Source organism: Pseudarthrobacter sp. 01T43 (genome assembly GCF_056398665.1).
In genome coordinates this window covers 94,640-116,427 of the sequence record NZ_JBFTPV010000006.1, presented here as the reverse complement: position 1 = coordinate 116,427, position 21,788 = coordinate 94,640, and the positions used below count along the sequence as shown (strand labels likewise).

At 64.0% G+C, this 21,788-nt stretch carries 21 protein-coding genes; 3 read left to right on the top strand and 18 right to left on the bottom strand.

Features of this window, described 5'->3' with window-relative positions; all coding sequences use genetic code 11:
- Position 1: 1 nt before the first annotated feature.
- From AC1DIM_RS08340 to AC1DIM_RS08320, 5 genes are all read right to left on the bottom strand, one after another.
- Complete coding sequence (locus AC1DIM_RS08340; RefSeq protein ID WP_477710025.1) at positions 2 to 1,576, bottom strand: transporter; 1,575 nt, start codon at positions 1,574 to 1,576, stop codon at positions 2 to 4.
- Entirely contained in the window at positions 1,558 to 2,352 is a 795-nt protein-coding gene (locus AC1DIM_RS08335) for an ABC transporter ATP-binding protein (protein WP_477710024.1), read from the bottom strand. Before AC1DIM_RS08335 ends, AC1DIM_RS08340 begins: the two co-directional genes overlap by 19 nt.
- 74 nt (positions 2,353 to 2,426) lie before the next feature.
- The gene (locus AC1DIM_RS08330) at positions 2,427 to 3,524 is read right to left on the bottom strand and encodes an NADH:flavin oxidoreductase/NADH oxidase (RefSeq protein WP_477710023.1); all 1,098 of its coding nucleotides are present in this window, start codon (positions 3,522 to 3,524) and stop codon (positions 2,427 to 2,429) included.
- On the bottom strand, positions 3,525 to 4,547 hold the full coding sequence (locus AC1DIM_RS08325; RefSeq protein WP_477710022.1) for a tetratricopeptide repeat protein: 1,023 nt from the start codon (positions 4,545 to 4,547) through the stop codon (positions 3,525 to 3,527). It lies immediately after the preceding gene.
- A gap of 57 nt (positions 4,548 to 4,604) precedes the next feature.
- Positions 4,605 to 6,299, bottom strand: coding sequence for a DUF8094 domain-containing protein (locus AC1DIM_RS08320; RefSeq protein WP_477710021.1), 1,695 nt, complete (start codon positions 6,297 to 6,299; stop codon positions 4,605 to 4,607).
- 217 nt (positions 6,300 to 6,516) lie between these two features.
- Here AC1DIM_RS08320 and AC1DIM_RS08315 point away from each other — a divergent pair, with 217 nt between their 5' ends.
- Positions 6,517 to 7,830 (top strand): AI-2E family transporter, encoded by a 1,314-nt coding sequence (locus AC1DIM_RS08315; RefSeq protein ID WP_477710020.1) that lies wholly within the window; start codon positions 6,517 to 6,519, stop codon positions 7,828 to 7,830.
- Between the two features lie 37 nt (positions 7,831 to 7,867).
- On the opposite strand, the gene AC1DIM_RS08310 is transcribed toward AC1DIM_RS08315, so the two are convergent.
- Both AC1DIM_RS08310 and AC1DIM_RS08305 read right to left on the bottom strand, forming a co-directional pair.
- A complete protein-coding gene (locus AC1DIM_RS08310) occupies positions 7,868 to 8,668 on the bottom strand; it encodes an alpha/beta hydrolase (protein WP_477710019.1) in 801 nt (266 codons plus the stop codon).
- An 80-nt stretch (positions 8,669 to 8,748) separates the two neighbouring features.
- Complete coding sequence (locus tag AC1DIM_RS08305; protein WP_477710018.1) at positions 8,749 to 9,117, bottom strand: ATP/GTP-binding protein; 369 nt, start codon at positions 9,115 to 9,117, stop codon at positions 8,749 to 8,751.
- A gap of 37 nt (positions 9,118 to 9,154) precedes the next feature.
- Here AC1DIM_RS08305 and nucS point away from each other — a divergent pair, with 37 nt between their 5' ends.
- Positions 9,155 to 9,850: an endonuclease NucS gene (nucS, locus tag AC1DIM_RS08300; protein WP_477710017.1), complete on the top strand. Its 696-nt coding sequence runs from the start codon at positions 9,155 to 9,157 to the stop codon at positions 9,848 to 9,850.
- A gap of 286 nt (positions 9,851 to 10,136) precedes the next feature.
- Complete coding sequence (locus tag AC1DIM_RS08295; protein ID WP_011692441.1) at positions 10,137 to 10,340, top strand: cold-shock protein; 204 nt, start codon at positions 10,137 to 10,139, stop codon at positions 10,338 to 10,340.
- A 102-nt stretch (positions 10,341 to 10,442) separates the two neighbouring features.
- Here AC1DIM_RS08295 and AC1DIM_RS08290 read toward each other — a convergent pair whose 3' ends face one another.
- From AC1DIM_RS08290 to atpB, 11 genes are all read right to left on the bottom strand, one after another.
- On the bottom strand, positions 10,443 to 12,992 hold the full coding sequence (locus AC1DIM_RS08290; protein ID WP_477710016.1) for a bifunctional lysylphosphatidylglycerol flippase/synthetase MprF: 2,550 nt from the start codon (positions 12,990 to 12,992) through the stop codon (positions 10,443 to 10,445).
- Positions 12,980 to 14,263, bottom strand: a complete 1,284-nt coding sequence (locus AC1DIM_RS08285; protein WP_477710015.1) for an alpha/beta hydrolase — start codon at positions 14,261 to 14,263, stop codon at positions 12,980 to 12,982. The genes AC1DIM_RS08290 and AC1DIM_RS08285 overlap by 13 nt, the downstream gene beginning before the upstream one ends.
- Before the next feature lie 28 nt (positions 14,264 to 14,291).
- On the bottom strand, positions 14,292 to 14,723 hold the full coding sequence (locus tag AC1DIM_RS08280) for a DUF2550 domain-containing protein (RefSeq protein WP_477710014.1): 432 nt from the start codon (positions 14,721 to 14,723) through the stop codon (positions 14,292 to 14,294).
- A gap of 10 nt (positions 14,724 to 14,733) precedes the next feature.
- Positions 14,734 to 15,018: a F0F1 ATP synthase subunit epsilon gene (locus AC1DIM_RS08275; RefSeq protein ID WP_190989724.1), complete on the bottom strand. Its 285-nt coding sequence runs from the start codon at positions 15,016 to 15,018 to the stop codon at positions 14,734 to 14,736.
- A gap of 1 nt (position 15,019) precedes the next feature.
- Complete coding sequence (gene atpD, locus AC1DIM_RS08270; protein ID WP_477710013.1) at positions 15,020 to 16,474, bottom strand: F0F1 ATP synthase subunit beta; 1,455 nt, start codon at positions 16,472 to 16,474, stop codon at positions 15,020 to 15,022.
- 80 nt (positions 16,475 to 16,554) lie between these two features.
- On the bottom strand, positions 16,555 to 17,448 hold the full coding sequence (locus AC1DIM_RS08265) for a F0F1 ATP synthase subunit gamma (protein WP_477710012.1): 894 nt from the start codon (positions 17,446 to 17,448) through the stop codon (positions 16,555 to 16,557).
- Between the two features lie 76 nt (positions 17,449 to 17,524).
- Positions 17,525 to 19,162 (bottom strand): F0F1 ATP synthase subunit alpha, encoded by a 1,638-nt coding sequence (gene atpA / locus AC1DIM_RS08260; protein ID WP_477710137.1) that lies wholly within the window; start codon positions 19,160 to 19,162, stop codon positions 17,525 to 17,527.
- A gap of 83 nt (positions 19,163 to 19,245) precedes the next feature.
- Positions 19,246 to 20,073 (bottom strand): F0F1 ATP synthase subunit delta, encoded by an 828-nt coding sequence (locus tag AC1DIM_RS08255; protein ID WP_477710011.1) that lies wholly within the window; start codon positions 20,071 to 20,073, stop codon positions 19,246 to 19,248.
- Positions 20,073 to 20,624, bottom strand: a complete 552-nt coding sequence (locus AC1DIM_RS08250; protein WP_441869405.1) for a F0F1 ATP synthase subunit B — start codon at positions 20,622 to 20,624, stop codon at positions 20,073 to 20,075. The genes AC1DIM_RS08255 and AC1DIM_RS08250 overlap by 1 nt, the downstream gene beginning before the upstream one ends.
- Before the next feature lie 53 nt (positions 20,625 to 20,677).
- Entirely contained in the window at positions 20,678 to 20,896 is a 219-nt protein-coding gene (gene atpE, locus AC1DIM_RS08245; RefSeq protein ID WP_003804776.1) for an ATP synthase F0 subunit C, read from the bottom strand.
- Between the two features lie 79 nt (positions 20,897 to 20,975).
- Positions 20,976 to 21,776: a F0F1 ATP synthase subunit A gene (gene atpB / locus AC1DIM_RS08240; protein WP_477710010.1), complete on the bottom strand. Its 801-nt coding sequence runs from the start codon at positions 21,774 to 21,776 to the stop codon at positions 20,976 to 20,978.
- Between the last annotated feature and the right edge of the window lie 12 nt (positions 21,777 to 21,788).

Here is a 21,788-nt window from a genome sequence, read left to right as displayed (position 1 = left end):
ATCAGCGGTTCACGGTCAGCTGGGCCAGCATTTCCGGTCCGCGGGCGTCCAGCCAGCGCCCGCCAATCCGGATGCCCGCGCCAAAAAGTACCATTCCCAGGACCGGACCAAGGATCAGGTTCAGCCAGCCGAAAAGGATGTTGCCGGTCACACTCTGGGCGATGATCAGCGCGGCTTCGGGCAGCATCAGGAGGGCCAGCACACCCATGCCGCCAAACTGGACGGCCATGGTCTGGCCTACGTTGCCCGGCGGCTTTTTGAACGGGCTGTCACCGGGCAGCGGCACGGCAATGTTGTAACGGGCCGATATTACCGAGGAGAGTCCGAGGCCGCTCAGCAGGATGCCCACAGACAGCCCCAGGACTCCGGGCAGCCACTCCCAGCTGCCTGTGAAGGCGAAGGGCACCACTGCGAAAATCAGCACCACCGGGACCGCCAGTGTCAGACAGGCCAGGGCCCGGCCCAGCCGGTCCGCGGTACCCCTCACCCCGGTGGCGACGTGGAGCGCGAACGCGGTGTTGTCGTAGGAGATATCAGCCGAGATGGACCACGCCATCAGGAATGCCGTCAGGGGGCCCATCACCGCGAGGGTCGCGAAACCGCTGCTGCCCTGGCTCCCTTGGAAGAACATGACCACAGCCAGTAGGGGGATAACAATCAGCGATCCGCCATACCTCGGGTCGCGGAACCAATAAGTGAGGGCACGGGCTGTGACGGCACCCGCCGGCGTAGCCGGCAGTATGGCGAACAGTCCCAGCTTGCCGCCCTTCCGGTTCCCGCCGCCGGAATACGGCGGATTAACAAGGGCACGTTCGAGGAGCACTTTCCAGCACCACGCCAGGGCAGCAAGGGTTGCGACGGCGATCAAGAGTTTCAGTGCTGCCGCTGCCGGGCGTCCTGCCGCCAGGTCGCCGCCGAGGGACCACGTGGCGCCCAGTGGCGTCCAGGACAGGGTGGCAGCCAACTCCGGCAGGAAACCCGTTGACGCGGAAATGCCTCTCCCCACGCCCGCCACGATCGGTCCCATCAGGACCAGCGGAATCATAAAGACCACACCGCTGACGTCCTTGAAGCGGCGTGATGACGCCAGGCTTGCGGTGGCGGTGGTGACCACCTTTGACAGCACAATGCAGGTCAGCACCCCGAGGGCCGCACCGATCAGCGCCGCCAGCGCGGGCAGGATACCGCGTGACCATGTCCCTACCGTCGCCAGGGCAACCAGCGTAGTGGCCAGACCCGGAATTCCGATCAGGCCACCCAGCGCCAAGCCGGCCAGGAGTTGCGGCATGGGCACTGCGAACGTGGTGAATCGCGTGGGGTCGAGCGTCATGTCTGCGGACGATAATGCCACCGGGAGCACGCCCCAGCCCAGGATGGCCGCCGATCCGCCGAGTACTATGGCCGTCTGCGCCAGCTCGTTGCTTCCCTGCCTCAGCACCACCAGGGCCACTACCAGTGCACCGACAATTCCCAGCGCGTAGAGGCCGCCGACTGCCAAGCCCACCAGCTGCCATGGACTGCGGCGCAGGCCGTTGCGGAGCAGGGTCAGCTTCAGCCTCAGAAGGTGCGCAACCATTCCAGGCCTTCCGTGTGACTGCGTCCACCCACGAGCCGGACGAACCTCTCCTCGAGGGAAGCGCCGGCGCGGACTTCGTCCACGGTCCCGGCGGCGAGCAGCCTGCCGGCGGCCACCACGGCAACGTGATCGCACATGCGCTGGACCAGGTCCATCACGTGGCTGGAGACGATGACCGTGCCACCCGAGGAGACGTAGCTGTCCAGGATGGAGCGGATGTTGGCAGCGGAGACGGGGTCAACGGCCTCGAAGGGCTCATCCAGCACCAGCAGCCGCGGAGCGTGGATCAGCGCCGAGGCGAGGGCAATCTTCTTGGTCATGCCGGCCGAGTAGTCCACCACCAGCTTCCCGGCGTCCTGCGCCAGGTCGAGGGCTGACAACAGGTCCCCAACACGGGAGGCCACCACGTCCTTATCCATGCCGCGCAACAGCCCGGCATAGGTGACCAGCTGCTCGCCCGTGAGCCGGTCAAAAAGGCGGACCCCGTCGGGGAGGATGCCCATCAGCTTCTTGGCTTCCAGCGGCTTGGACCAGACATCAACCCCATGGACAACCGCCGTACCGAAGTCGGGCCGCAGCAGTCCCGTGGCCATCGACAGGGTGGTGGTCTTACCGGCGCCGTTGGGTCCAACAATGCCGAAAAACGAGCCCGCCGGGACGTCGAGGCTGATGCCATCCACGGCGATTTTTTCGCCGAATCGCTTGGCGAGGCCGCGGATGGAAAGGGCTGGGACCGGGCCGTAATGCGGCACCGGATCGGGATGCGGAGCAGTCATACCGCCAGCCTAGCCCCGCCCCTTCCGTGACGGGGTCCTCCTGAAGGAGTAGTAAAAGAGACGAAGGACCGCAGTCAGAACGAATGCCGGGGCACAGCACGCTCATACTGGGGTGCCCATTTGATGTCGTGGCCCAGTTCGAACGCCGCCCGGAGCCACCAATGCGGGTCTCGGAGGGCGGCCCTGGCTATGAACACCCCGTCTGCCTGGGCAGTGGCCACGGCGTGTTCGGCCTGTCCGGCGGACGTCAGGAGTCCCACGGTGCCCGTGGGAACGCCGGTTTCCCGGCGGATGCGTGCCGAGAACCCGGTCTGGTAGCCGGGACCGGGCTTGATCTCCTGGCGGGCCACTGCACCCCCGCTGGAGACATCGATGAGGTCCACACCGTGCTCCTGAGCCGCCTTGGCGAGGCGCACCGATGCCCCAATGTCGATCCCGTTTTCCGCCCAGTCGGTGGCGGAGATCCGGAGCAGCAGCGGCATGCCTTCCGGGATGACGGCCCGGACCGCATCAATAACGGCGAGTGTCAGGCGGTTGCGTCCGGCCTCGTCCCCGCCCCAGGAGTCGGTCCGGGAATTTATCAGGGGGCTCTGGAACTGGTGGAGCAGGTAGCCGTGCGCGCCATGGAGTTCGAGGGTGTCGAACCCGGCTCCGACTGCGCGCACAGCGGCGGCGGCGAAGTCGGCGATAACCTCCTGGATCTGTTCCTCGGTCATCGCGGCGGGTTCGGCATAACCTTCAAACGCCGATGCCGAGGGCCCCACTGTGGCCCAGCCGCCGTCGGATTCCGGTACGCTCCCCCGCTGCCCGGAGAATGGCCAGTACGTGGATGCCTTGCGGCCCGCGTGCGCCAGTTGGACCCCGATCTTCGTTTCGGCGACACCGTGGCGGTGCACGAAGGAGTTGATCCGAGCCCAGGCCTCAGCCTGCTCGTCGTTGTAGAGCCCGGCGTCCCGTGGACTGATCCGGCCCGCCGCGTTCACGGCCGCGGCTTCGGTGAGAATCAACGCGGCACCCCCAGCGGCGAAGGAGCCCAGATGCATCAGGTGCCAGTCGTTCGGAACTCCCGGGGCGGCGTCGGGGTCGCAGCTGTACTGGCACATCGGCGAGACCCAGCCACGGTGTGCTAATTCGAGTGACCGGAGCGTGAGCGGCTGGAAGAGCGCGGACATCTAGAACAGCACCCTGGCCAGGCCCTGCCGGGCTTTCGCCACCCGGTCATCATGCGTGCCCACCACGTCGAAGAGTTCCAGGAGCCGGACGCGCGCGGTCTCCCGCTCGGGGCCGAAGTTTCTGCCGATGAAGCTGACCACGCGGTTCAGGGCGTCCTCCACGTGACCGCCGGCCACATCCAGGTCCGCCACGCTGAGCTGGGCATCAAGGTTGTCGGGTTCCTCGGCGGCACGGGTGCGCAGGGCGTCGGTATCCTGGGCGGAAAGCGGCTGCAGCCGTGCCATCAGCTCCACCTGCGCCAGGCCCGCCTTGGCCTCGGCATCCGAGGGCATCTCCACCAGGGCCTGGCGGTAGGCCACGGCGGCTGCCTCGTAGTCCCCGGCTTCGATGGCGTCGAAAGCCGCCTGGTGCAACGGCGGAAGGGGCGCCGGTTCGGCATCTGCCGGTGCCCCGCCGCCGAGGCTTCCCGTCACACCGTTCGCAGCCGCAACTTTGAGCAGTTCATCCAGCAATGGCCGGATCTGGGCTTCGTCGGCACCACCCTGGAAGAGCGGCACCGGCTGGCCCTTGATCACTGCCACAGCGGTGGGGACTGCCTGAACCTGGAAGGCCTGTGCCAGCTGCGGGAACGCGTCGATGTCCGCGGCGCCGAGCACCAGCTGTCCTCCGTAGCTGTTGATTACCCGCTCAAGTGAGTCCACCATCGAGGCCGACTCCGGCGAATAGGCGGCCCAGAGGGCGAAGACAACCGGGACCTGGGCAGAAAGTTCCACGAGCTCCTGGAAGTTACCTTCCGTGACGTTGACCCGCAGCGGCGCCGCTCCCGCATCCGCAGTTCCGTTGGCGGCGGTTGCGTTGGCGGGAGTGCCGGTACCGGCAGCCGCACCCCCGGGGGCCGGCGGATTGCCGGCAGCCGGGCCTGGCGCCTGGCGCTGCTTCAGGGATGAAAGGTCGACGGCGCCACGCAGGTTAAGCAGGCTGGCAGCGGCTGGAGGGACTGGTCGGGAAGCTGGCGAACTCATGCTTTCCACTCTAGCCACTCCGGCCGCTGCCGGGAGTAACGAAGACTGCGTACGGGGCTACTTGAAGCTTGCGCCCACCAGGCCGCGCGTGGCGGCGACCAGCCGGATGGGATCGGTTGATCCGGCCGCCGGCACGTAGACAGCCATCGATTCGGCAAAGTTCAGCACCATGCCGGTGGTGGTTTCCTTACCGCCCGCGAGCGCTGCGGCGTCGTCACCGATGGTGAGTTTGTCGCCGGAAGCCTTCGGCGTACCGTCGAATCCGAAGTTGATCCGGCCCATCACCAGCGCTCCACCGTCGGCAGTGCGGAACACCACCGTGCTTTCCGGCACCACCTTGTGGGTGAAGGCGAAGTTGCCGTTGGCTCCCGAGGAAACCACCTCGGCCTGGTAGGAGAGGGTGTCGGCGATGTACGGCGAGGACTCGCCCTCCACGACCTTGTCCTTGAAGCTGGACTCGGAGTTGGTCAGGCGGTCGGCCAGCCCGGCGAGGGCTTCTTCGCCGCTGTACAGCAGGCCTTGTTTGTCGTTCGCGGCCAGCGTCTCCGTGCCGTTCCTGTCGATGGCGGGGAAGGTGGTTCCCGGCTGCAGCGGGGTGGTCTCGGTCAGCTTGTAGTTCTCCCGGGCCGAGGGCTGCACCAGCGTCAGCAGCTGCGGGACCACGTTGCCGTCACCCTGCGTGACGGCGAGGACGGAGCGGGGCCAGCTGCGGTCACCGGTAACCACCGTGGTGAGGAGCTTGGTGGAGCGCACAGGCATCCGGGCCTCGTACGTGCCCACCTGGGAACGGATCTTGTAGTTCTGGGTGCGGACCTCAAGCTCGATCCCGCCCACGCGGTCCGCGAGCTTGGCCGCATCCTTTGCGCCGTCACCTGCGTCCGTCGCGCTGGAGACCTGCTCGAGGATGCGCCGGAACTGGGCATCCAGGAGGACGGGCGATGCAGGCTGGGCGGGAGAGCCGGCCGGTCCCGTGGTGGGAGCCGGGGCGGGAGTGGTGGCAGCGTTCGCGGCGAGGCCGGTTCCGGCCACCACTGCTGCGGTCACGGCAGCGGTGACCACGCTGCCGGATACCATGCCCAGCCGTCCGGACTTTGCCTCAGACCTGGCCCGGGCGCGCCGTGCGAACAGGCTGCCCTGACCGTTGCCTTCACCGTCGCGCTTGCGTGCGGAGAGGAAGGCCAGGGCAATGCCGGCGAGGATCAGGAGTCCGCCGATCACCATCAGCGGGACAGCCCACGGTGTGGAGGTGTCATTCGGGAATGTCATGGAGATCGACGACGGCGCGGGCTGGGTGCCGTCTGTTGCCAGCAGCAGCGACCACTGGCCGTCCGCCGGAGGCGTCCATGAGTATTGCAGTTCGCCGCTCGCGTTTTCAGTGGATACCCAAAGATCGGATCCGGCCGGATTCGGGGCCGTTGCGTCGCCGGCGGCATGCTCCACCACGAGGGCATCCTTTTTCTCCGAAACCCCGGTGACGGTGTTGTGGGCGGTCCGGCCTACCCAGGCAGCCACGTCGTCGGGCCGGCCGACCGCAAGCAGGAAGTTGCCCTCGCCCTTGACGTTGATCTTTACTGTTCCGCCCTGCTGGGTGCGCAGTTTCTGGTCAATGACGGTCAGGGGTGCCTCGGTGGCGTCCGAGGGGGCCGAGGCCGTAAAGGTCTCGGAGGGAGCCCAGATGGTCTTCTGGCCGATGCCGGCCAGAAGTGTCAGGAGGCCGAGCAGCACGAGTGCGACTGCAGTCTTGAAACGCAAAGGAAACACCTATCATCAGCGGGGGTTTGCTTTCAATAGTAACCGTTTTGTTACCAGAACCCCGGATAAGGTCCTCCACCGGCCGGCCCGCGGCGGATGTTTGAAGCCCGGACCGGGCGTCTCCGCACCTATTAGCAAGGCTGCTGATAGTGTTTGCGATGATCATCACACCGGCCCGTGCAAGCGGTGCCACGCAAGGAACAGGCCCCAAATCCCAGTGACTGACAAGACCGAAGAATCCTCAACGGGACACGAAAATCACTCGGCCGCAGGCACTGTTCCTGCCGCGCCGGGAAGATCCCTGAAGCCGAGGGCGCGGGCAGCTGCAGCCTTGGGCTCCTTCGTGCGGCGCCTGCGCCAGCCGTTGCCCGGCGCGCAGCCGAGGCTCCGTTTTGAAATGCCCCCTGAGCTGCCGCCGGAGTTCCACGTTGCGGAAGAAGAAGCTGCCGCGGCAGGCGAAACCGCACCCCAGTTCGGCAGACCCGGGCCGCGCCTCTCTCCCCAACATCCGCTGTACATGGGGTTCATGGGCACCGTGGGCGTGGGCCTGGCACTCCTGGTCTATTGGATCGGATCCAACACCACACAACTGCTTCTATGGATCGTGGCTGCCCTGTTCATCGCCCTCGGCCTTGAGCCCGTAGTGGGGTGGCTGGAGAACCGGAAAATTCCCCGCCCGGCCGGCATCCTGATCTCCGTCGCCGTCCTGATAGGAGCCGTGGCCGGTTTCTTCGCCACCCTGATACCCACCATCGTGCAACAGGTCACCCAAATTGTTGCCCAGGCGCCCACCTGGGTCCGGGACTTCATCGACTCAGACTTCTTCCGGAGCATTGATGACCAGTTCGGGATCCGCGACCGCATCACTGTGGAGCTGGACAAATTCGTTAATGATCCGGCTGCCATGGGCGGAATATTCGGCGGGGTGGTGGGCTTCGGCTCCACCCTGGCCAACGGGCTCTTTGGCGCCCTGATTGTCCTGGTGCTGAGCCTTTACTTCCTGGCAGCCCTTCCGTCCATGAAGAAGTGGGGCTACCGGCTGGCGCCCCGCTCACGCCGGCCGCGGGTGGCAGCCCTCTCCGAGGAAATCACGCGCTCGGTAGGCAACTACGTCATCGGGCAGGCCTGCGTGGCACTGTTGAACGCCACTTTTGCGTTCATCGTGATGTCCATCGTGGGGGTTCCGTTCGCGCTCCTGCTGGCTTTTGTGGTGGTGCTCCTCGCGTTCATCCCGCTGGTGGGCGGCATGATCGCCGGCATCGTGGTGGTCCTGATCTCGCTGACCGAAGGCTGGCAGACGGCCGCCATCTTCGGGATCTGCTACTTCGCCTACCTCCAGTTTGAGGCCTACTTCATCTCCCCGCGCATCATGCAGAAGGCCGTGGCGGTACCGGGCGCCGTGGCCGTCATCTCGGTCATTGCCGGCGGCAGCCTGCTCGGCGTGCTGGGCGCCCTGATCGCCATCCCCACAGCGGCCGCCATCCTGCTGCTGGTCAAGGAGATTTACATCGCCCGCCAGGACAAGCACTAACGCCAGGCAACGGTCACCAAACGCCCGGCGCCTGGTCTCAGGGAGCCGAGGTGGCTACCGGGCCGTTCCACTCTTGCGGCAGCCCGTGCGGACCCGAACCTGCTTCGGTCACATCGTCAACGATTTCGTTAAGCACGCGGGACGCATACTTCTCCCCCACCCACAGGTGTTTGGCGCCATCGACCCCTACCACCCTGGCCTGCGGCACCAGGCTGAAGCGTTCTGCCGCGGCCGCGGGCTGGAGGTAGTCATCGTGCTCAGGCACCAGGACCGTCAGTGGCTTCCCGGCCGCCGCCCACATCCGCAGGTGCTCGTCCGTGGCCCTGTGCAGCGGGGGTGACAGCAGCACGGCGCCCTGAACCTGGCTTGCCACCGGCTCCACGGCACCGTACATCAGCGCCAGTTCAGTCCCGAAGGACCAACCCACCAGCCAGCGGTTGGGCAGTTGGCGTTCGACGGCGAAACGCACCGCCGCCTCCACGTCCAGGCGTTCACCGATCCCCTCTTCAAACGAACCGGCGCTGGTGCCCCGCGGCGATTCCGTACCGCGGGTGTTGAACCGGAGCACCGCCACGCCGGCCAATGCCGGGAGCCGGTAGGACGCCTTCCGGTAGACATGGGAGTCCATGAACCCGCCGTGGGTCGGGAGGGGATGCAGCGTAATCAGCGTCGCGGTGATGGGACCGGATTCCGGCACAGCCAGTTCCCCGACCAGCTTGTGGCCGTCCGCGGTGTGGAGTTCAATGTTCTCCCGCTTCGCCGGCAGGACCGTGGACGCGCGGATGGCCGAGGGGCCTGAAGGCAGGGTGAATTCGTACGACGCCGGATCAAAAGTCATGCCTGCCAGCTTAGCGAGTCCGGACACGGTCCGGGCCCGCGGCGGCTCAGGAAGGCTCTTGCCGGCAGCAGGCCGCAGGATCAGCGGTAGCGGTACGTCCGGGAAAGCCAGCAGTTGGTGTGCCAGTGGCGGCGCTCCGCCAACCCGGCGGCGGCACCGAACAGGTGGTCGTCCTTCCACACCACCAGATGGGCCACGCCGGGAACAACCGCGGTGGAACAGCCAGGGCAGATGTAGGTTTTTTCCGCGTTCCGGGCGGTCATCGTCCTGACCATCCACTCGCCGTCGGGGGCGCTTTCACGCCGTGCAATGCCTGCCCGCGCCCGTTCCAGATCCAGTTCGGGGACCTCGCCGCTTCCCTTCCTGCCTACCACTTTTGCGGCCGGGCTCCTCTTGGTAGCGGAGCCTTTTCCGGAAGCAGGGCGGCGGGGGCGGTTGGAACGCGGCATGCGTCCATTCTGCCCCAGCCCCGGTAGTGTGTACGGCGTGCGACTTGTGATAGCCCGATGTTCAGTTGATTATGTTGGCCGGCTCAAAGCCCATCTTCCCCTTGCCACCCGGCTTCTGCTGGTTAAGGCTGATGGCTCCGTGCTGGTCCATTCGGACGGCGGTTCCTACAAGCCGCTGAACTGGATGAGCCCGCCCGCGTCGCTGCGTGTATCCACGCCGGATGATGTTGACCTGGAACTTGGCGTGACAGAGCAGTGGACGGTTCAATCTGCCAAGACCGATGACCGCCTGATCATCAATATCCATGAGCATCTGCATGAGTCCACCCACGACCTCGGGGTGGATCCCGGCCTGATCAAGGACGGTGTGGAGGCGGACCTGCAGCGCCTGCTCGCGGACCAGATCGAAACCCTCGGCACCGGCTTCTCCCTAATCCGCCGGGAGTACTTCACTGCCATTGGCCCGGTGGACATCCTGGCCCGGGACGCCACCGGGGCTACAGTGGCCATCGAGCTGAAACGGCGCGGCGACATCGACGGAGTCGAGCAGCTGACCCGCTACCTGGAACTGCTGAACCGGGACCCGCTGCTGGCGCCCGTGCGTGGAATCTTCGCTGCCCAGCAGATCAAGCCCCAGGCCAAGGTCCTCGCCAACGACCGCGGCATTGACTGCATCACGCTTGATTACGACGCCATGCGCGGTGTGGACGACACCGAATCCCGGCTCTTCTGACGCCGAGTCCGCCCCCCGCTGGCTGAATTCGCCCCTGACAAGGGGAATCATATGGTTTTTCGCCAAAATTTCCCGGTGGGGCCGTTGACCAGACGGGGACGGCATGGAATTCTTAGATCAGTCTTTGTGTAGGTGTTTTTTCATGCTCGCAAGACATGTTGCGAGCGTGAAGCTCCTGCACAGCCCCTCCCCTTCGGGATGGCAGTAAAGGATTCTTCTCGCGGAGTGACCAAGTCCGGCACGAGGTGTGCCGGACTTAGACAAGTTCCACAATGAGGAGAAATAAATGGCACAGGGAACCGTCAAGTGGTTCAACGCTGAAAAGGGCTTCGGCTTCATCACCCCGGATGACTCCGATGGCGATGTCTTCGTTCACTACTCTGAGATCCAGACCGGTGGCTTCAAGACCCTCGACGAGAACCAGCGCGTTCAGTTCGAGATCGGCCAGGGTGCCAAGGGCCCCCAGGCCACCGGCGTAACGCTGGTCTAGTCCCACCGCCCGGAGGCTGCCCCGATGCGGCTTCCAGCGAATAAATCCCCGGCATTCGTGCCGGGGATTTTTTCTTTGCGGAGCTTGTTACCTCAGTCCCGGTCAACCCACCAGTTCGCGGACCAGACGGGCACCCTGCCGCAGGGAAAGACCGGGCAAATACGCGCGGGTGAGCGCACGGCCGATGGCAGGCAACTGCAATGGATCCTGGTAGTACAGGTACAGCGTCCGGTACTCGGGCTGAAAACGTGATTTGAAGGCGGCCAGCGACCGGAACCCGTAGACGGGTTCCAGGGCGTGGCCCACCACGTCAAGGATGCGCAGCAGGTTTTCAGCCGGCACTTGTTCCTGGGTGGTGTCGCCGTCGGGCAGGCTGGCGAGCGGTGACCCGGAGAGGGAGATGACCTCCACCGTTTCCCGCAACTCCACCACCGCCGCAGCTATCAGGAACTCCATCACCCCGGGAAATCCTCCAGCACCCCGCCGCATCACGTCCAGCGTGCGGCTAACCAGCTTCCCGTCGTCGTAAACGGGCAGCCAACTGGTGACCCCATGCACGTTCCCGTCGGTATCCACTGCCAGGCAACAGAGGACTTCATCGTCCATCAGTTCATCGATGCCGCCCAGGGTGAAGCCCATTTCCGGTATCGATTTGGCTGCCGCCCATTCCTCCGACACCTCACTGAGCCGCGCGCGGAGCGTCGAAGGCAGGCCATGGTACGTTCCCCAAACAGCGGTAACACCCAGTTTGGCCGCCCGGTTGCGCGCCGTTCGCACGTTCTGCCATTCCTTGCCCTTGAAGTCGAGCTCGCGGACGGACAGCCTGGTCTCCTGCGCCACCGGCACCCGCTGAAACCCCAGGTCCCGGAGCATTGGCCACAAAGTACCGTCGCATGAGTAGAAGGCCGGCGCCAGTGCCCGGCTGCCGCAGTAGTCGATGAAGCCTCTAGCTGTCAGTCCACGGCTTTCCACTGCCCCGAAAGGGCCTGCGAGGGTCAGGGCAACGGTTCCATGCTGCTGGTATGCGACGGCACCACGGCCGTCCGGACTGAACCAGTACCGGTTGGGCTCCCAGAGCGCCATCCATGACAGTGACTCGCCGCCCTGATGCAGGAGCCGTCGCGCGGCGGTCCTGTCATTGTGCCCGGAATCGCTGCCGTGGTGGCGTCCCACCAGCACCGACCAGACACCGGCCAGTGCCACCAGCCAGAAGAGGGGGCCGGAATAGCCAAAGATCAGCGCCTCGACGCTGTCCCGCTCGGCGAAGACCCTGCGGTAGAGGTTGGGAAGCGGCACGGGAAGATACTGCCGGGCCAGCTCGGCCAGCAAACCCAGGGGGCCGCCGTCACGCATCATTCCACCGGCCGCCAACCATGCCACGCTATAGCCGCCGGCCAGGACCAGCCAGACTCCGCCAACTACCAGCGCCAACCTGTGCCGGGCCGCGGGGACGGTCTCCACGCGGAACTGCCACCGGTTGACCCAGAGCAGCACGGCCAGCAGGAGAGGCACCGTCACCAAGGGCAGGATGTGGGCGAAGCCTGAGCCCATGGCAGCCGTCTGCGGCCGGGAGGGATAGTGCGGAATGAGAGCGAACAAAGCAAGGTACACGGCAGCCAGGGCCGTGATCGCCAACTGGATGACCAACGTGATCCGGAGTGCCATACTGCGTCCCCGGCGCATACCGTCGGCGCAGATCAGGAGCAGGGCCACCGGGACCACCGTCAGGGCAAGCCCGAATGGACCGGCGAAACCCGCCCGCCCGATTTCCAGGCATGACGCCTCGACCGTGGAGCCGCAATTGGCTTCAAGCTGGCCGAGGGTAGGCACGGGATTCAGGAGCACGTCCCGCAGCAGTGCCAGCGGGCCGGTCGGCGCCCGGGTGATGGTAGTCAGGATGGGTCCCACAGCAAACACGGCCACCGTAAGGGCGAGCAGGTTCCGGGTCTCACGGCCGGTCGAACGGGGCGCGTGCAGCGGGCCGTGCTCACTCTCAGCCCACCAGCTCGCGGCCAGGCCTACTAAGGCACCCACCAGCCCAATAACCGTCTCGTCATGCCCCACGTATAGGACCAGCAGCAAGGCGACCGAGAGCACCGCCGTCCGCAGCCGGCGTCGCCAGAGCACTGGCAGTTTGCCGCTGGACGCCATTGAAACAGCCAGGACGGCGGCGTACGGCCCAATCAGCGCGCTGTCCGTCATCAGCCCCAGCCAGCCGTCACCGGCAAACCGCGCCAACTGGGTGACCAGCAGGAACACTGTGACTGCGGCAAACTGGCCGCCCAACAGCAGGGCCGCGGTCCGGAGCTTGCCAAGCTGCCTTTCCGCCAGGCCCAACAGCAAAAGAATCATCAGGGAAGCCACCAGGTACGCCAACGGATTGGTGGCGAAGAACATGGATGTCACCAGCGACCACCAATTGCCTGCCCGCAGACCGGGGGCGCTGACCCCCGCGAGTGGCAGGAGCTCCTCCGGTGGGCCCTCCAGTAAGCTGTCCGTTAGCACGCCCGCCGCCAGGAAGATCCCAAGGATGCACAGCGTCAAAGGCACTGAGCGAAGATAGCCGGCGAGCCGCTGAACGGCAGGGAGCCCCACAGTGGACCAGAACAGGGCCGGGGTACTCCTGTCACGGGCGGCGTTCAGCGCTCCCACCCCCAGTGAGTCGCCAGCAGCTCCAGCCCATTAGCCATACCGGGCGTCAGCATGTCCCAGGAGTGGCCTGTTCGTGGCACCACATCGGACTCCACAGTGAACCCTGCCCCGCGCGCCGCCGTCGCCAAGGTTTCCAGGTTCGCCACAAATTCCGGATCCGTGGCCCCGGCAGCGAAGTAGGCAACCTTGCCGTCATAGTGGCGCTCCTTCATCAACGTCAACGGCACTTGGGCATCGAAGGCGGCAGTGTCGCCATGGAACGCTGTATCAACGGTCTTCTGGCGTTCCTTGGCGAGTGCCGGCTCCCGCTCGCTGGCAAAGGACAGGAATCCTGTGTAGACATCCGGGTGGCGGGTCACCAACTGGACAGCGCAGGTGGCTCCAAAACTGAACCCGCCCACAGCCCATTGCCGGGGGTCAGTATCTACATCCAGCGTGGCACCGATCCAGCGGGGAACATCCACGGAGAGGTAGGTGTCTGCCTTGGCAAGGTCGCTGTCCATGCAGAGGTTATTGGCGGACTGGCTGCCGTTGGGATCAACCACCACCACTACGGGCGCTACTCCCCCGTGCCGCGCCGCGAAGCTCGCCATCCGTGGCAGCAATGCGCCCCCGGAGAGCCAGTCCGCAGGGCCACCGGGCTGGCCCGGTACGAGTACCAGGACCGGAAGACTGGGTCGGTTCGCGGCAAAGTAGGCAGGCGGAAGGTAGACGTAGGAGGTGCGGGTCTGCAGCCCGGAAGCGGTACCGGGAATCGACACGGTGCGTATGACGCCATCGGCGGGCAGGTCGCTGCTGGCGGTCCACCCTGCAAGCGGTTGGGCGGAGTGTCCAGGTTGGCGCTGGAGTTCGGGTTCCAAGGGCGGGATGCGCGTCAGGGCCGTTCCCGTGAGGTCAGCAACCGTGCGGTTGAGGCCGAAGTAGGCGTTGATCTGCACGGCGGCAAGCAGCACCACGGCCAGCAGGGCGATCACATCGAGAATTCGGCGACGCCATGGGCCCAGACGGAGCCGGAGCAGGACAAGCAACAGTGCGGCCACTCCTGCAAAGACCCAGGCCAGGACAAGGGAAGGCAGCTCTTCAGGAAAAACCGACGTGAGGTAGATCAGTATCCAGTGCACTAAGAGCACCAGGCCGGCGCCTACGGCCAGCGCGGCGGCCACGCTGAGGAACCAGCGGCGCCGGCCATGGGGGCGCGGGCGCCAGCTCAGGTACACCGCGGCGACAGCGCCAAGAACCCAGGCGGACCAGTACACCGGCCCGTCGGTCAAACGAATATCCGCGATCCAATCCACGCGGCTATCGCCAGGTACCCACGCCGATGACCGGCCCGGCTTCCAGCCAGGAGGACAATCCCGTGTAAGCATCAAACTTCATGGCCAACCGCAGATCCTGGCCCTCGTACCGCAGCTCGACGATCACGACGTCGGGCTGGACTTTAACTGCCTCGCCCTCAGTGGGCTTGCGGCGGCCCAAAAGCTCCAAGGAGCTCCGCTTGAACTTGTGTTTGGGACGCAGGCTCAGGGACGCCAGCCGGAACCATTCAAGGTCGTTGTCCTGATAACGGCAAACCCCCATCTGCCAGCTGTTTCCAGCCGTGCAAATGGAGGCGTCCACCGTGCCGAGGGCGCGCCGCAAGTTGAAACGGCGCACCCCCACGAGGCACAGTGCAAATATCAGCAATCCGAAAGTGATTGCCAGGGCGATGAACGAAAGAGTCTGGGCGTCCATCAGGTTGGTGCTAGCGGATCCCAGCAGTAGCCGCGTCGCCCAGTTGGGCGTTGTCAGCAACAATCACCACGCGGTTGTTGTCGACGGAAAAGAATCCGCCGTCAACAACAACGGCAATACGGTCCCCGGAAACCGGCTCGATGGCCAGCTCACCTTCGGCCAGGATCGCCAGCAGGGGCGAGTGGCCGGGCAGGATTCCGATCTCACCATCGCTGGTGCGGGCCTTGACCATCTTGGCCGCTCCGGACCACACGAAGTGGTCCGCTGCGACAATCTCAACCTCAAGCTCAGCCATATTACTTGGTCTGTTCCTGGATCTTGGCCCACTGGCGCTCGACATCGTCCAGGCCGCCAACGTTGAAGAAGGCCTGCTCAGCGATGTGGTCGAGCTCGCCGTCGCAGATGGCGGTGAAGCCCTCAACCGTGTCCTTGATGGAAACGGTTGAGCCTTCGACGCCGGTGAACTGCTTGGCGGTGTACGTGTTCTGGGAGAGGAACTGCTGGATGCGGCGTGCACGCGACACGACGATCTTGTCCTCTTCCGAGAGCTCGTCAACGCCGAGGATGGCGATGATGTCCTGGAGCTCCTTGTTCTTCTGCAGGATCTGCTTGACGCGGACGGCCGTGTTGTAGTGGTCGTTGCCAATGTACTGCGGATCCAGGATGCGGGACGTCGACGACAGCGGGTCAACGGCCGGGTACAGACCACGCGAAGCGATTTCACGGGAAAGTTCCGTGGTCGCGTCGAGGTGTGCGAAGGTCGTGGCCGGGGCCGGGTCGGTGTAGTCATCTGCGGGAACGTAGATGGCCTGCATCGAGGTGATGGAGTGGCCCTTGGTGGACGTGATGCGCTCCTGGAGGAGACCCATCTCGTCAGCCAGGTTGGGCTGGTAGCCCACAGCCGACGGCATGCGGCCGAGGAGGGTGGAAACCTCGGAGCCTGCCTGGGTGAAGCGGAAGATGTTGTCGATGAACAGCAGCACGTCCTGGTTCTGCACATCGCGGAAGTACTCCGCCATGGTGAGCGCGGACAGTGCAACGCGCAGACGCGTTCCCGGCGGCTCATCCATCTGGCCGAACACAAGGGCGGTGTCCTTCAGGACGCCTGCCTCTTCCATTTCAACCCAGAGGTCGTTACCTTCACGGGTACGCTCGCCAACACCGGCGAATACCGAAGTACCACCGAAGTTACGAGCAACACGGGTGATCATTTCCTGGATCAGAACCGTCTTGCCCACGCCGGCGCCGCCGAACAGGCCGATCTTTCCACCCTTGATGTACGGGGTGAGAAGGTCGATGACCTTGATGCCGGTTTCCATCATCTCGGTGGAACCCTCGAGCGTCGCGAAGGCCGGGGCCTTGCGGTGGATGGGCCAGCGCTCGGTGATCTCGAGTTCGGCCTCCGTCACGTCGAGCGGCTGTCCGAGGACGTTGAAGATGTGTCCCTTGACGACGTCGCCGACGGGCACGGAGATGGGGGCACCGGTGTCCACCACAGACGTACCGCGGACGAGGCCGTCGGTTGCCTGCAGGGAAATGGCGCGAATCACGTTGTCGCCGAGGTGCAGGGCAACCTCGAACGTGATGGTCTTGGTCTCACCGTTGAGAGTAATCTCGGTGGTAAGTGCGTTGTAAATCGAGGGGATTGCGTCAGCCGGGAATTCGACGTCGACAACCGGGCCAATAACACGTGCAATACGGCCGGTAGCACCGGACGTTGCGGCTACGTGTTCGGTAGCAGTGGCAGTCATCTCTCTCACTTCACTCAGTAGATGGCGTGGAATCTAAGTTTGTTCTTTGGTGCAGGTACAGCTGGACCGGACCGTGCAGGCTAGGACGCGTTCAAGGCGTCGGCACCGGCAACGATTTCGGAAAGCTCCTGCGTAATTTCAGCCTGGCGGGCAGTGTTGCGCAGACGCGTGTACTTCTTGATGAGGTCCGTGGCGTTGTCGCCGGCAGACTTCATCGCCCGCTGACGGGCTGCGAGCTCGGAAGCTGCGGCCTGCAACATGGCGGCGAAAATGCGTGACTCAATGTAGCGCGGCAGCAGAGCATCAAGAACCTGCTCCGTTTCCGGCTCGAACTCGTAAAGCGGCAGGAGGTCCGATTCGGACGCGGCCTGCTCTTCAACAACCTCGAGCGGCAGCAGACGGATAACCGTCGGCTCCTGGGTGACCATGGACTTGAAGCGGGTATAAACGACATGGATCTCGTCCACGCCGCCCTCTTCGTAGGCCGTCGCAAAGTCTTCGAGCAGGGCTGCGCCGACTTCCCGCGCAACTTCGAACACCGGAGCATCCGTGTTGCCGGTCCATGCGCGTTCGAAGGGACGGTTCCGGAAATCAAAGTACGCCTGCGCCTTGCGGCCCATGACGTAGGTCTTAACTTCCTTGCCCTCGTCGTGCAGCAGCTCGAACAGGCCTTCCGCCTGCTTAAGCACCGTTGCCGAATACGATCCCGCGAGGCCACGGTCCGAGGTGATGACCAGGACGGCGGCCCGGCGGATCTGCTCCGGCTCGGTGACCAGCGGGTGGTCGATTTCGCTCTGGCTTGCGACAGCAGAAACGGCACGCGTAATCGCGTTTGCGTAAGGCAGTGAAGCCGCTACGCGTGCGCGGGCCTTGCCGATGCGCGAGGTAGCGATCAGTTCCATCGCCTTGAAGATCTTGCGCATCGACGTGGTCGAGCTGATCTTCTGGCGGTAGACCCGAATCTGGGCTCCCATACTTATCCTTTCCTAAGATCCCGGTGGCCGGGACCGCCGGAACCGTTGAAGGTCCCGGCAGTCCCTGCCAGCGAAACTAGCGCTTCTGCTTGACGATTTTTTCCTGGTCGACTTCGGCTCCGGAGATAGCGTCATGCTCCTCGTGGCCGGCACCCACCAGCTGGCTATCGCCCTCSCCGAAGAAGCCCTTCTTGAAGTCSAYGATCGMGGWCTTCAGCGCTTCAGCGGTGTCRTCGTCCAKRACGTTGGTCTGCGCCAGCGTGGTCAGRATGGAKGACTTGTGCTTSAGGTGCTCCAGGAACTCGGWYTCGAARCGGYTGACRTCCTCAACCGGAACGTYGTCCAAGTAGCCGTTGGTGCCTGCCCAGATGGAAACAACCTGGTTCTCGACCGGGAACGGCGAGTACTGGCCTTGCTTGAGCAGTTCCATCAGGCGTGCGCCACGAGTCAGCTGCTGGCGCGATGCGGCGTCGAGGTCCGACGCGAACATTGCGAAAGCCTGCATGTCGCGGTACTGAGCCAGTTCCAGCTTCAAAGTACCGGAGACCTTCTTCATGGACTTGACCTGGGCAGCACCACCAACGCGGGACACAGAGACACCCACGTCGACGGCCGGACGCTGGTTGGCGTTGAAGAGGTCCGACTGCAGGAAGATCTGGCCATCGGTGATGGAGATCACGTTGGTCGGGATGTAAGCCGAAACGTCGTTTGCCTTGGTTTCGATGAGCGGCAGGCCGGTCATCGAGCCTGCGCCGAGCTCGTCGGAGAGCTTGGCACAACGCTCAAGCAGACGGGAGTGCAAGTAGAAGACGTCGCCCGGGTAGGCTTCGCGTCCCGGCGGGCGGCGCAGCAGAAGCGACACAGCACGGTAGGCCTCAGCCTGCTTGGAGAGGTCATCGAACACGATGAGGACGTGCTTGCCGCCGTACATCCAGTGCTGGCCGATGGCCGAACCGGCGTACGGTGCCAGGTACTTGAAGCCTGCGGGGTCAGACGCGGGGGAAGCCACGATGGTGGTGTATTCCAGTGCGCCGTTGTCCTCAAGGGTCTGACGGACGGCCGCGATGGTGGACGCCTTCTGACCGATTGCCACGTAGATGCAGCGAACCTGCTTGTTCACATCGCCCGAAGCCCAGTTGGCCTTCTGGTTGATGATGGTGTCAATGGCGATAGCCGACTTACCGGTCTGTCGGTCACCAATGATCAGCTGGCGCTGGCCGCGGCCGATCGGAATCATGGCGTCGATAGCCTTAAGACCGGTCTGCATCGGCTCATGGACCGACTTACGCTGGGTGACGCCGGGTGCCTGGAGTTCCAGCGCACGCGTGGTCTCGGCCTTGATTTCGCCGAGGTCATCGATAGGCTGGCCCAGCGGGTCAACCACGCGGCCGAGGAAGGCATCGCCAACCGGCACGGACAGAACCTGTCCGGTGCGGTGAACTTCCTGGCCTTCTTCGATTCCGGTGAAGTCACCGAGGACGATGACGCCGATTTCGCGCACGTCGAGGTTCTGGGCGAGGCCCAGGGTGCCGTCTTCGAAGCGAAGCAGCTCGTTCGCCATGACCGAGGGAAGGCCCTCAACACGGGCGATGCCGTCACCTGCGGTTGTTACACGGCCGACCTCTACGCGTTCCGCGTTTCCGGGTTCGTAGGACGCCGCGAACTCGTTCAACGCATTACGGACGTCGTCGGCGTTGATGGTCAATTCGGCCATCTGCAGTCCCTGCTCTCCTGTTTTCGTGATCATCGTTGCTCACGATGACCGGGGTTTCGTTTCGTTAAGTTGTGCTTGTCCGGCTAACCGGCCAGTTGGCGGTGGAGCTGGCCCAGCCGGGTGACCATCGAAGCGTCAAGCACTTCGTCACCCACCTGGACGCGGATTCCGCCGATCAGTTCAGGATCAACACTGAGATTGACCTTGAGCTCGCGACCATACAGGGCATTCAGCCCCGCCTGGAGGCGGGCAAACTGTGTCTCCGTCAAGGGACGCGTGACGCTGACCGTCGCAATCCAGCGCTGCTGCCGTTTGGCTGCCAGCTCGGCGAACCGGGCTACCAGATTGGTCGGCTTGATGCCGCGCGGTGCAGACACTGCCTGGCCAATGAGGACTTTTGCTTCCTCGCTTGCGCCGGGAACCAACTTCCCGGCGAGGCTGATCTTCGCTGCAGCACTGGCCTGCGGCTCCGACAGAGCACGTTGTACCTCGTGGTTGGCGGCAACGGCGTGGTTGAAGGAGAATAGATCGTTCTCCAGCTCTTCCAGCCCAGAGACACCGGAGGCAGAAACGGCCGACTTGTTTTCAGCAACGGCGATTACCACCGTCGCGGCAAGCGTCTCGAGTGCATCGCCGATATCTCGGGCCGATGCCCAGCGTGAACTGGCCAGTCCGCCCGCGATGTCCGCAGCGTCAGCGGAGACTTTTCCGCCAACGAGCTGCTTGACCAGCGCCGACTTTTCGTCACCGCTGCGGGACGGGTCAGTCAAAGCGCGGCGCAAGCCAGCCGAGCTGTCCACCGTTCCCAGGATTCCGAAGAGTTCCTTAGCCAACTGCAGCGAGGCCAGCGGAAGCTTGGCTTCCAGCGTGGTCAGTGCCGTGGTCAGCGATTCGCTCGATACACCTGACATTACTTAGCTGCACCTGCGTTCTGGGTCTCCAGATCTGCCAGGAAACGGTCAACAACGCGGGCGGAACGCTCGTCATCGTTGAGCGCTTCGCCAACAATGCGACCTGCCAGCGTGGTGGCCAGCGTGCCTACCTCGGACCGCAGGGACACAACTGCCGCCTGACGCTCCGATTCGATCTGCACGTGGGCCTGGGCCGTGATGCGGGCCGACTCTGCAGCTGCCTTTTCCTTCAGATCAGCAAGGATCTGGGCGCCTTCTGCACGGGCTTCCTCGCGGATGCGGTTTGCTTCCGCACGGGCGTCCGTGAGCTGCTGCTTGTACTCTTCGAGGGCGGCCGATGCTTCTGCCTGGGCCTTTTCAGCCTTGGCGATGCCGCCTTCAATTGCCTCAGCGCGCTCTGCAAACGTCTTCTCGAACATCGGGACAATGAACTTGACCACGATGAACATGAGGACAGCAAAGCCGACGAGGACAACGCCCATTTCCCAGACGTTGGGTACCAGTGGGTTAGTCTCGCCCTCTGTGGCGGCTGAGATGATCACCTGGTTCATAATTCACCCGTCCTTTTCTACTCGGTTCTGGATGTTCGCTAGGTTCTGAAGGTTTACTTGAGAACGAAAGCGAAGACCAGGCCGAGGATGGCGAGAGCTTCAGTCAGCGCCAGGCCGAGGAAYGCGATCGGCTGCAGSACGCGCTGGGCTTCCGGCTGACGTGCTACGCCGTTGATGTAAGCAGCGAACACGAGACCCACACCGATACCACCGCCGATAGCGGAGAGGCCGTAGCCGATGAGGTTGAGGGAGCCGTTGATGGAGCCTTCCATTTTTCTTCCTTTCAAGATGCCATCTATGTGGCAGGTTGTTTGGGTTGCTTCATCCCCGTGAGGGGAAGTTTGTGGGTGCCTAGTGGCTGTCCGCGTGCAGGGCGCCTTCAATGTAGATGGCTGCCAGCAGGGTGAAGACGTAGGCCTGGAGCGCCATGATCAACGCTTCGAGCATGTACATGGCCAGGGAGCCGGCCAGCACGAGGACGGATGCGCCCTTCAGCAGCACGCTCTCCTGCATGACGAGGTATTCAATTCCGGACCCGGCGATCATGACAATGAGGTGACCGGACAGCATCGTCGCGAACAGACGGAGGCTGTGCGTAACGGGACGGACCAGAAAGTTGGAAATGATCTCGATCGGGATGATGATCGGCAGGATGTACAGCGGGACTCCGCTGGGCACGGTGGCCAGCTTGAAGTACCTGAGGCCGTTCTTCTTGATGCCGATGCCAATCCAGGTGACAAAGACAATGCCGGCGAGAACATAGGCGCCGCCAACGTGGGAGAAGCTGGGCAGCTGGATGACGGGAATAGCGCCGTAAATGTTGTTTACCAGAATGAAGAAGAACAGGCTGAACAACAGCGGCACGTACTTCATAAAGTCTTTGCCGCCGATAATGTCCTTGGCAATGCCATTACGGACAAAGCCATAAGCCATTTCACCAGCGAACTGGAGCTTGCCGGGAACAAGCTGCTGCTTCCGCGCAGCTAGCAGAAAGAATGTGGCGATAATGACGACAGACATGATTACCAGCAGCATCTGCTTGGAGAATCCGTCTGCAGCCCCCCACGGCAGGATTGCCGGCAGGTGCATTTGTTCGATACCAGGAGGAGCAAAATCTCCTGAATCTTGGGCCGGGAGCGCAAGCGCGATCAACGCGATTCCTCT

Excerpts from the sequence above, each read along its gene's own strand:
- AC1DIM_RS08340 (WP_477710025.1), bottom strand. The coding sequence starts at position 1,576 with ATGGTTGCGCACCTTCTGAGGCTGAAGCTGACCCTGCTCCGCAACGGC.
- AC1DIM_RS08335 (WP_477710024.1), bottom strand. The coding sequence starts at position 2,352 with ATGACTGCTCCGCATCCCGATCCGGTGCCGCATTACGGCCCGGTCCCA.
- AC1DIM_RS08330 (WP_477710023.1), bottom strand. The coding sequence starts at position 3,524 with ATGTCCGCGCTCTTCCAGCCGCTCACGCTCCGGTCACTCGAATTAGCA.
- AC1DIM_RS08325 (WP_477710022.1), bottom strand. The coding sequence starts at position 4,547 with ATGAGTTCGCCAGCTTCCCGACCAGTCCCTCCAGCCGCTGCCAGCCTG.
- AC1DIM_RS08310 (WP_477710019.1), bottom strand. The coding sequence starts at position 8,668 with ATGACTTTTGATCCGGCGTCGTACGAATTCACCCTGCCTTCAGGCCCC.
- AC1DIM_RS08305 (WP_477710018.1), bottom strand. The coding sequence starts at position 9,117 with ATGCCGCGTTCCAACCGCCCCCGCCGCCCTGCTTCCGGAAAAGGCTCC.
- AC1DIM_RS08295 (WP_011692441.1), top strand. The coding sequence starts at position 10,137 with ATGGCACAGGGAACCGTCAAGTGGTTCAACGCTGAAAAGGGCTTCGGC.
- AC1DIM_RS08280 (WP_477710014.1), bottom strand. The coding sequence starts at position 14,723 with ATGGACGCCCAGACTCTTTCGTTCATCGCCCTGGCAATCACTTTCGGA.
- AC1DIM_RS08275 (WP_190989724.1), bottom strand. The coding sequence starts at position 15,018 with ATGGCTGAGCTTGAGGTTGAGATTGTCGCAGCGGACCACTTCGTGTGG.
- atpD (WP_477710013.1), bottom strand. The coding sequence starts at position 16,474 with ATGACTGCCACTGCTACCGAACACGTAGCCGCAACGTCCGGTGCTACC.
- AC1DIM_RS08265 (WP_477710012.1), bottom strand. The coding sequence starts at position 17,448 with ATGGGAGCCCAGATTCGGGTCTACCGCCAGAAGATCAGCTCGACCACG.
- AC1DIM_RS08255 (WP_477710011.1), bottom strand. The coding sequence starts at position 20,073 with ATGTCAGGTGTATCGAGCGAATCGCTGACCACGGCACTGACCACGCTG.
- AC1DIM_RS08250 (WP_441869405.1), bottom strand. The coding sequence starts at position 20,624 with ATGAACCAGGTGATCATCTCAGCCGCCACAGAGGGCGAGACTAACCCA.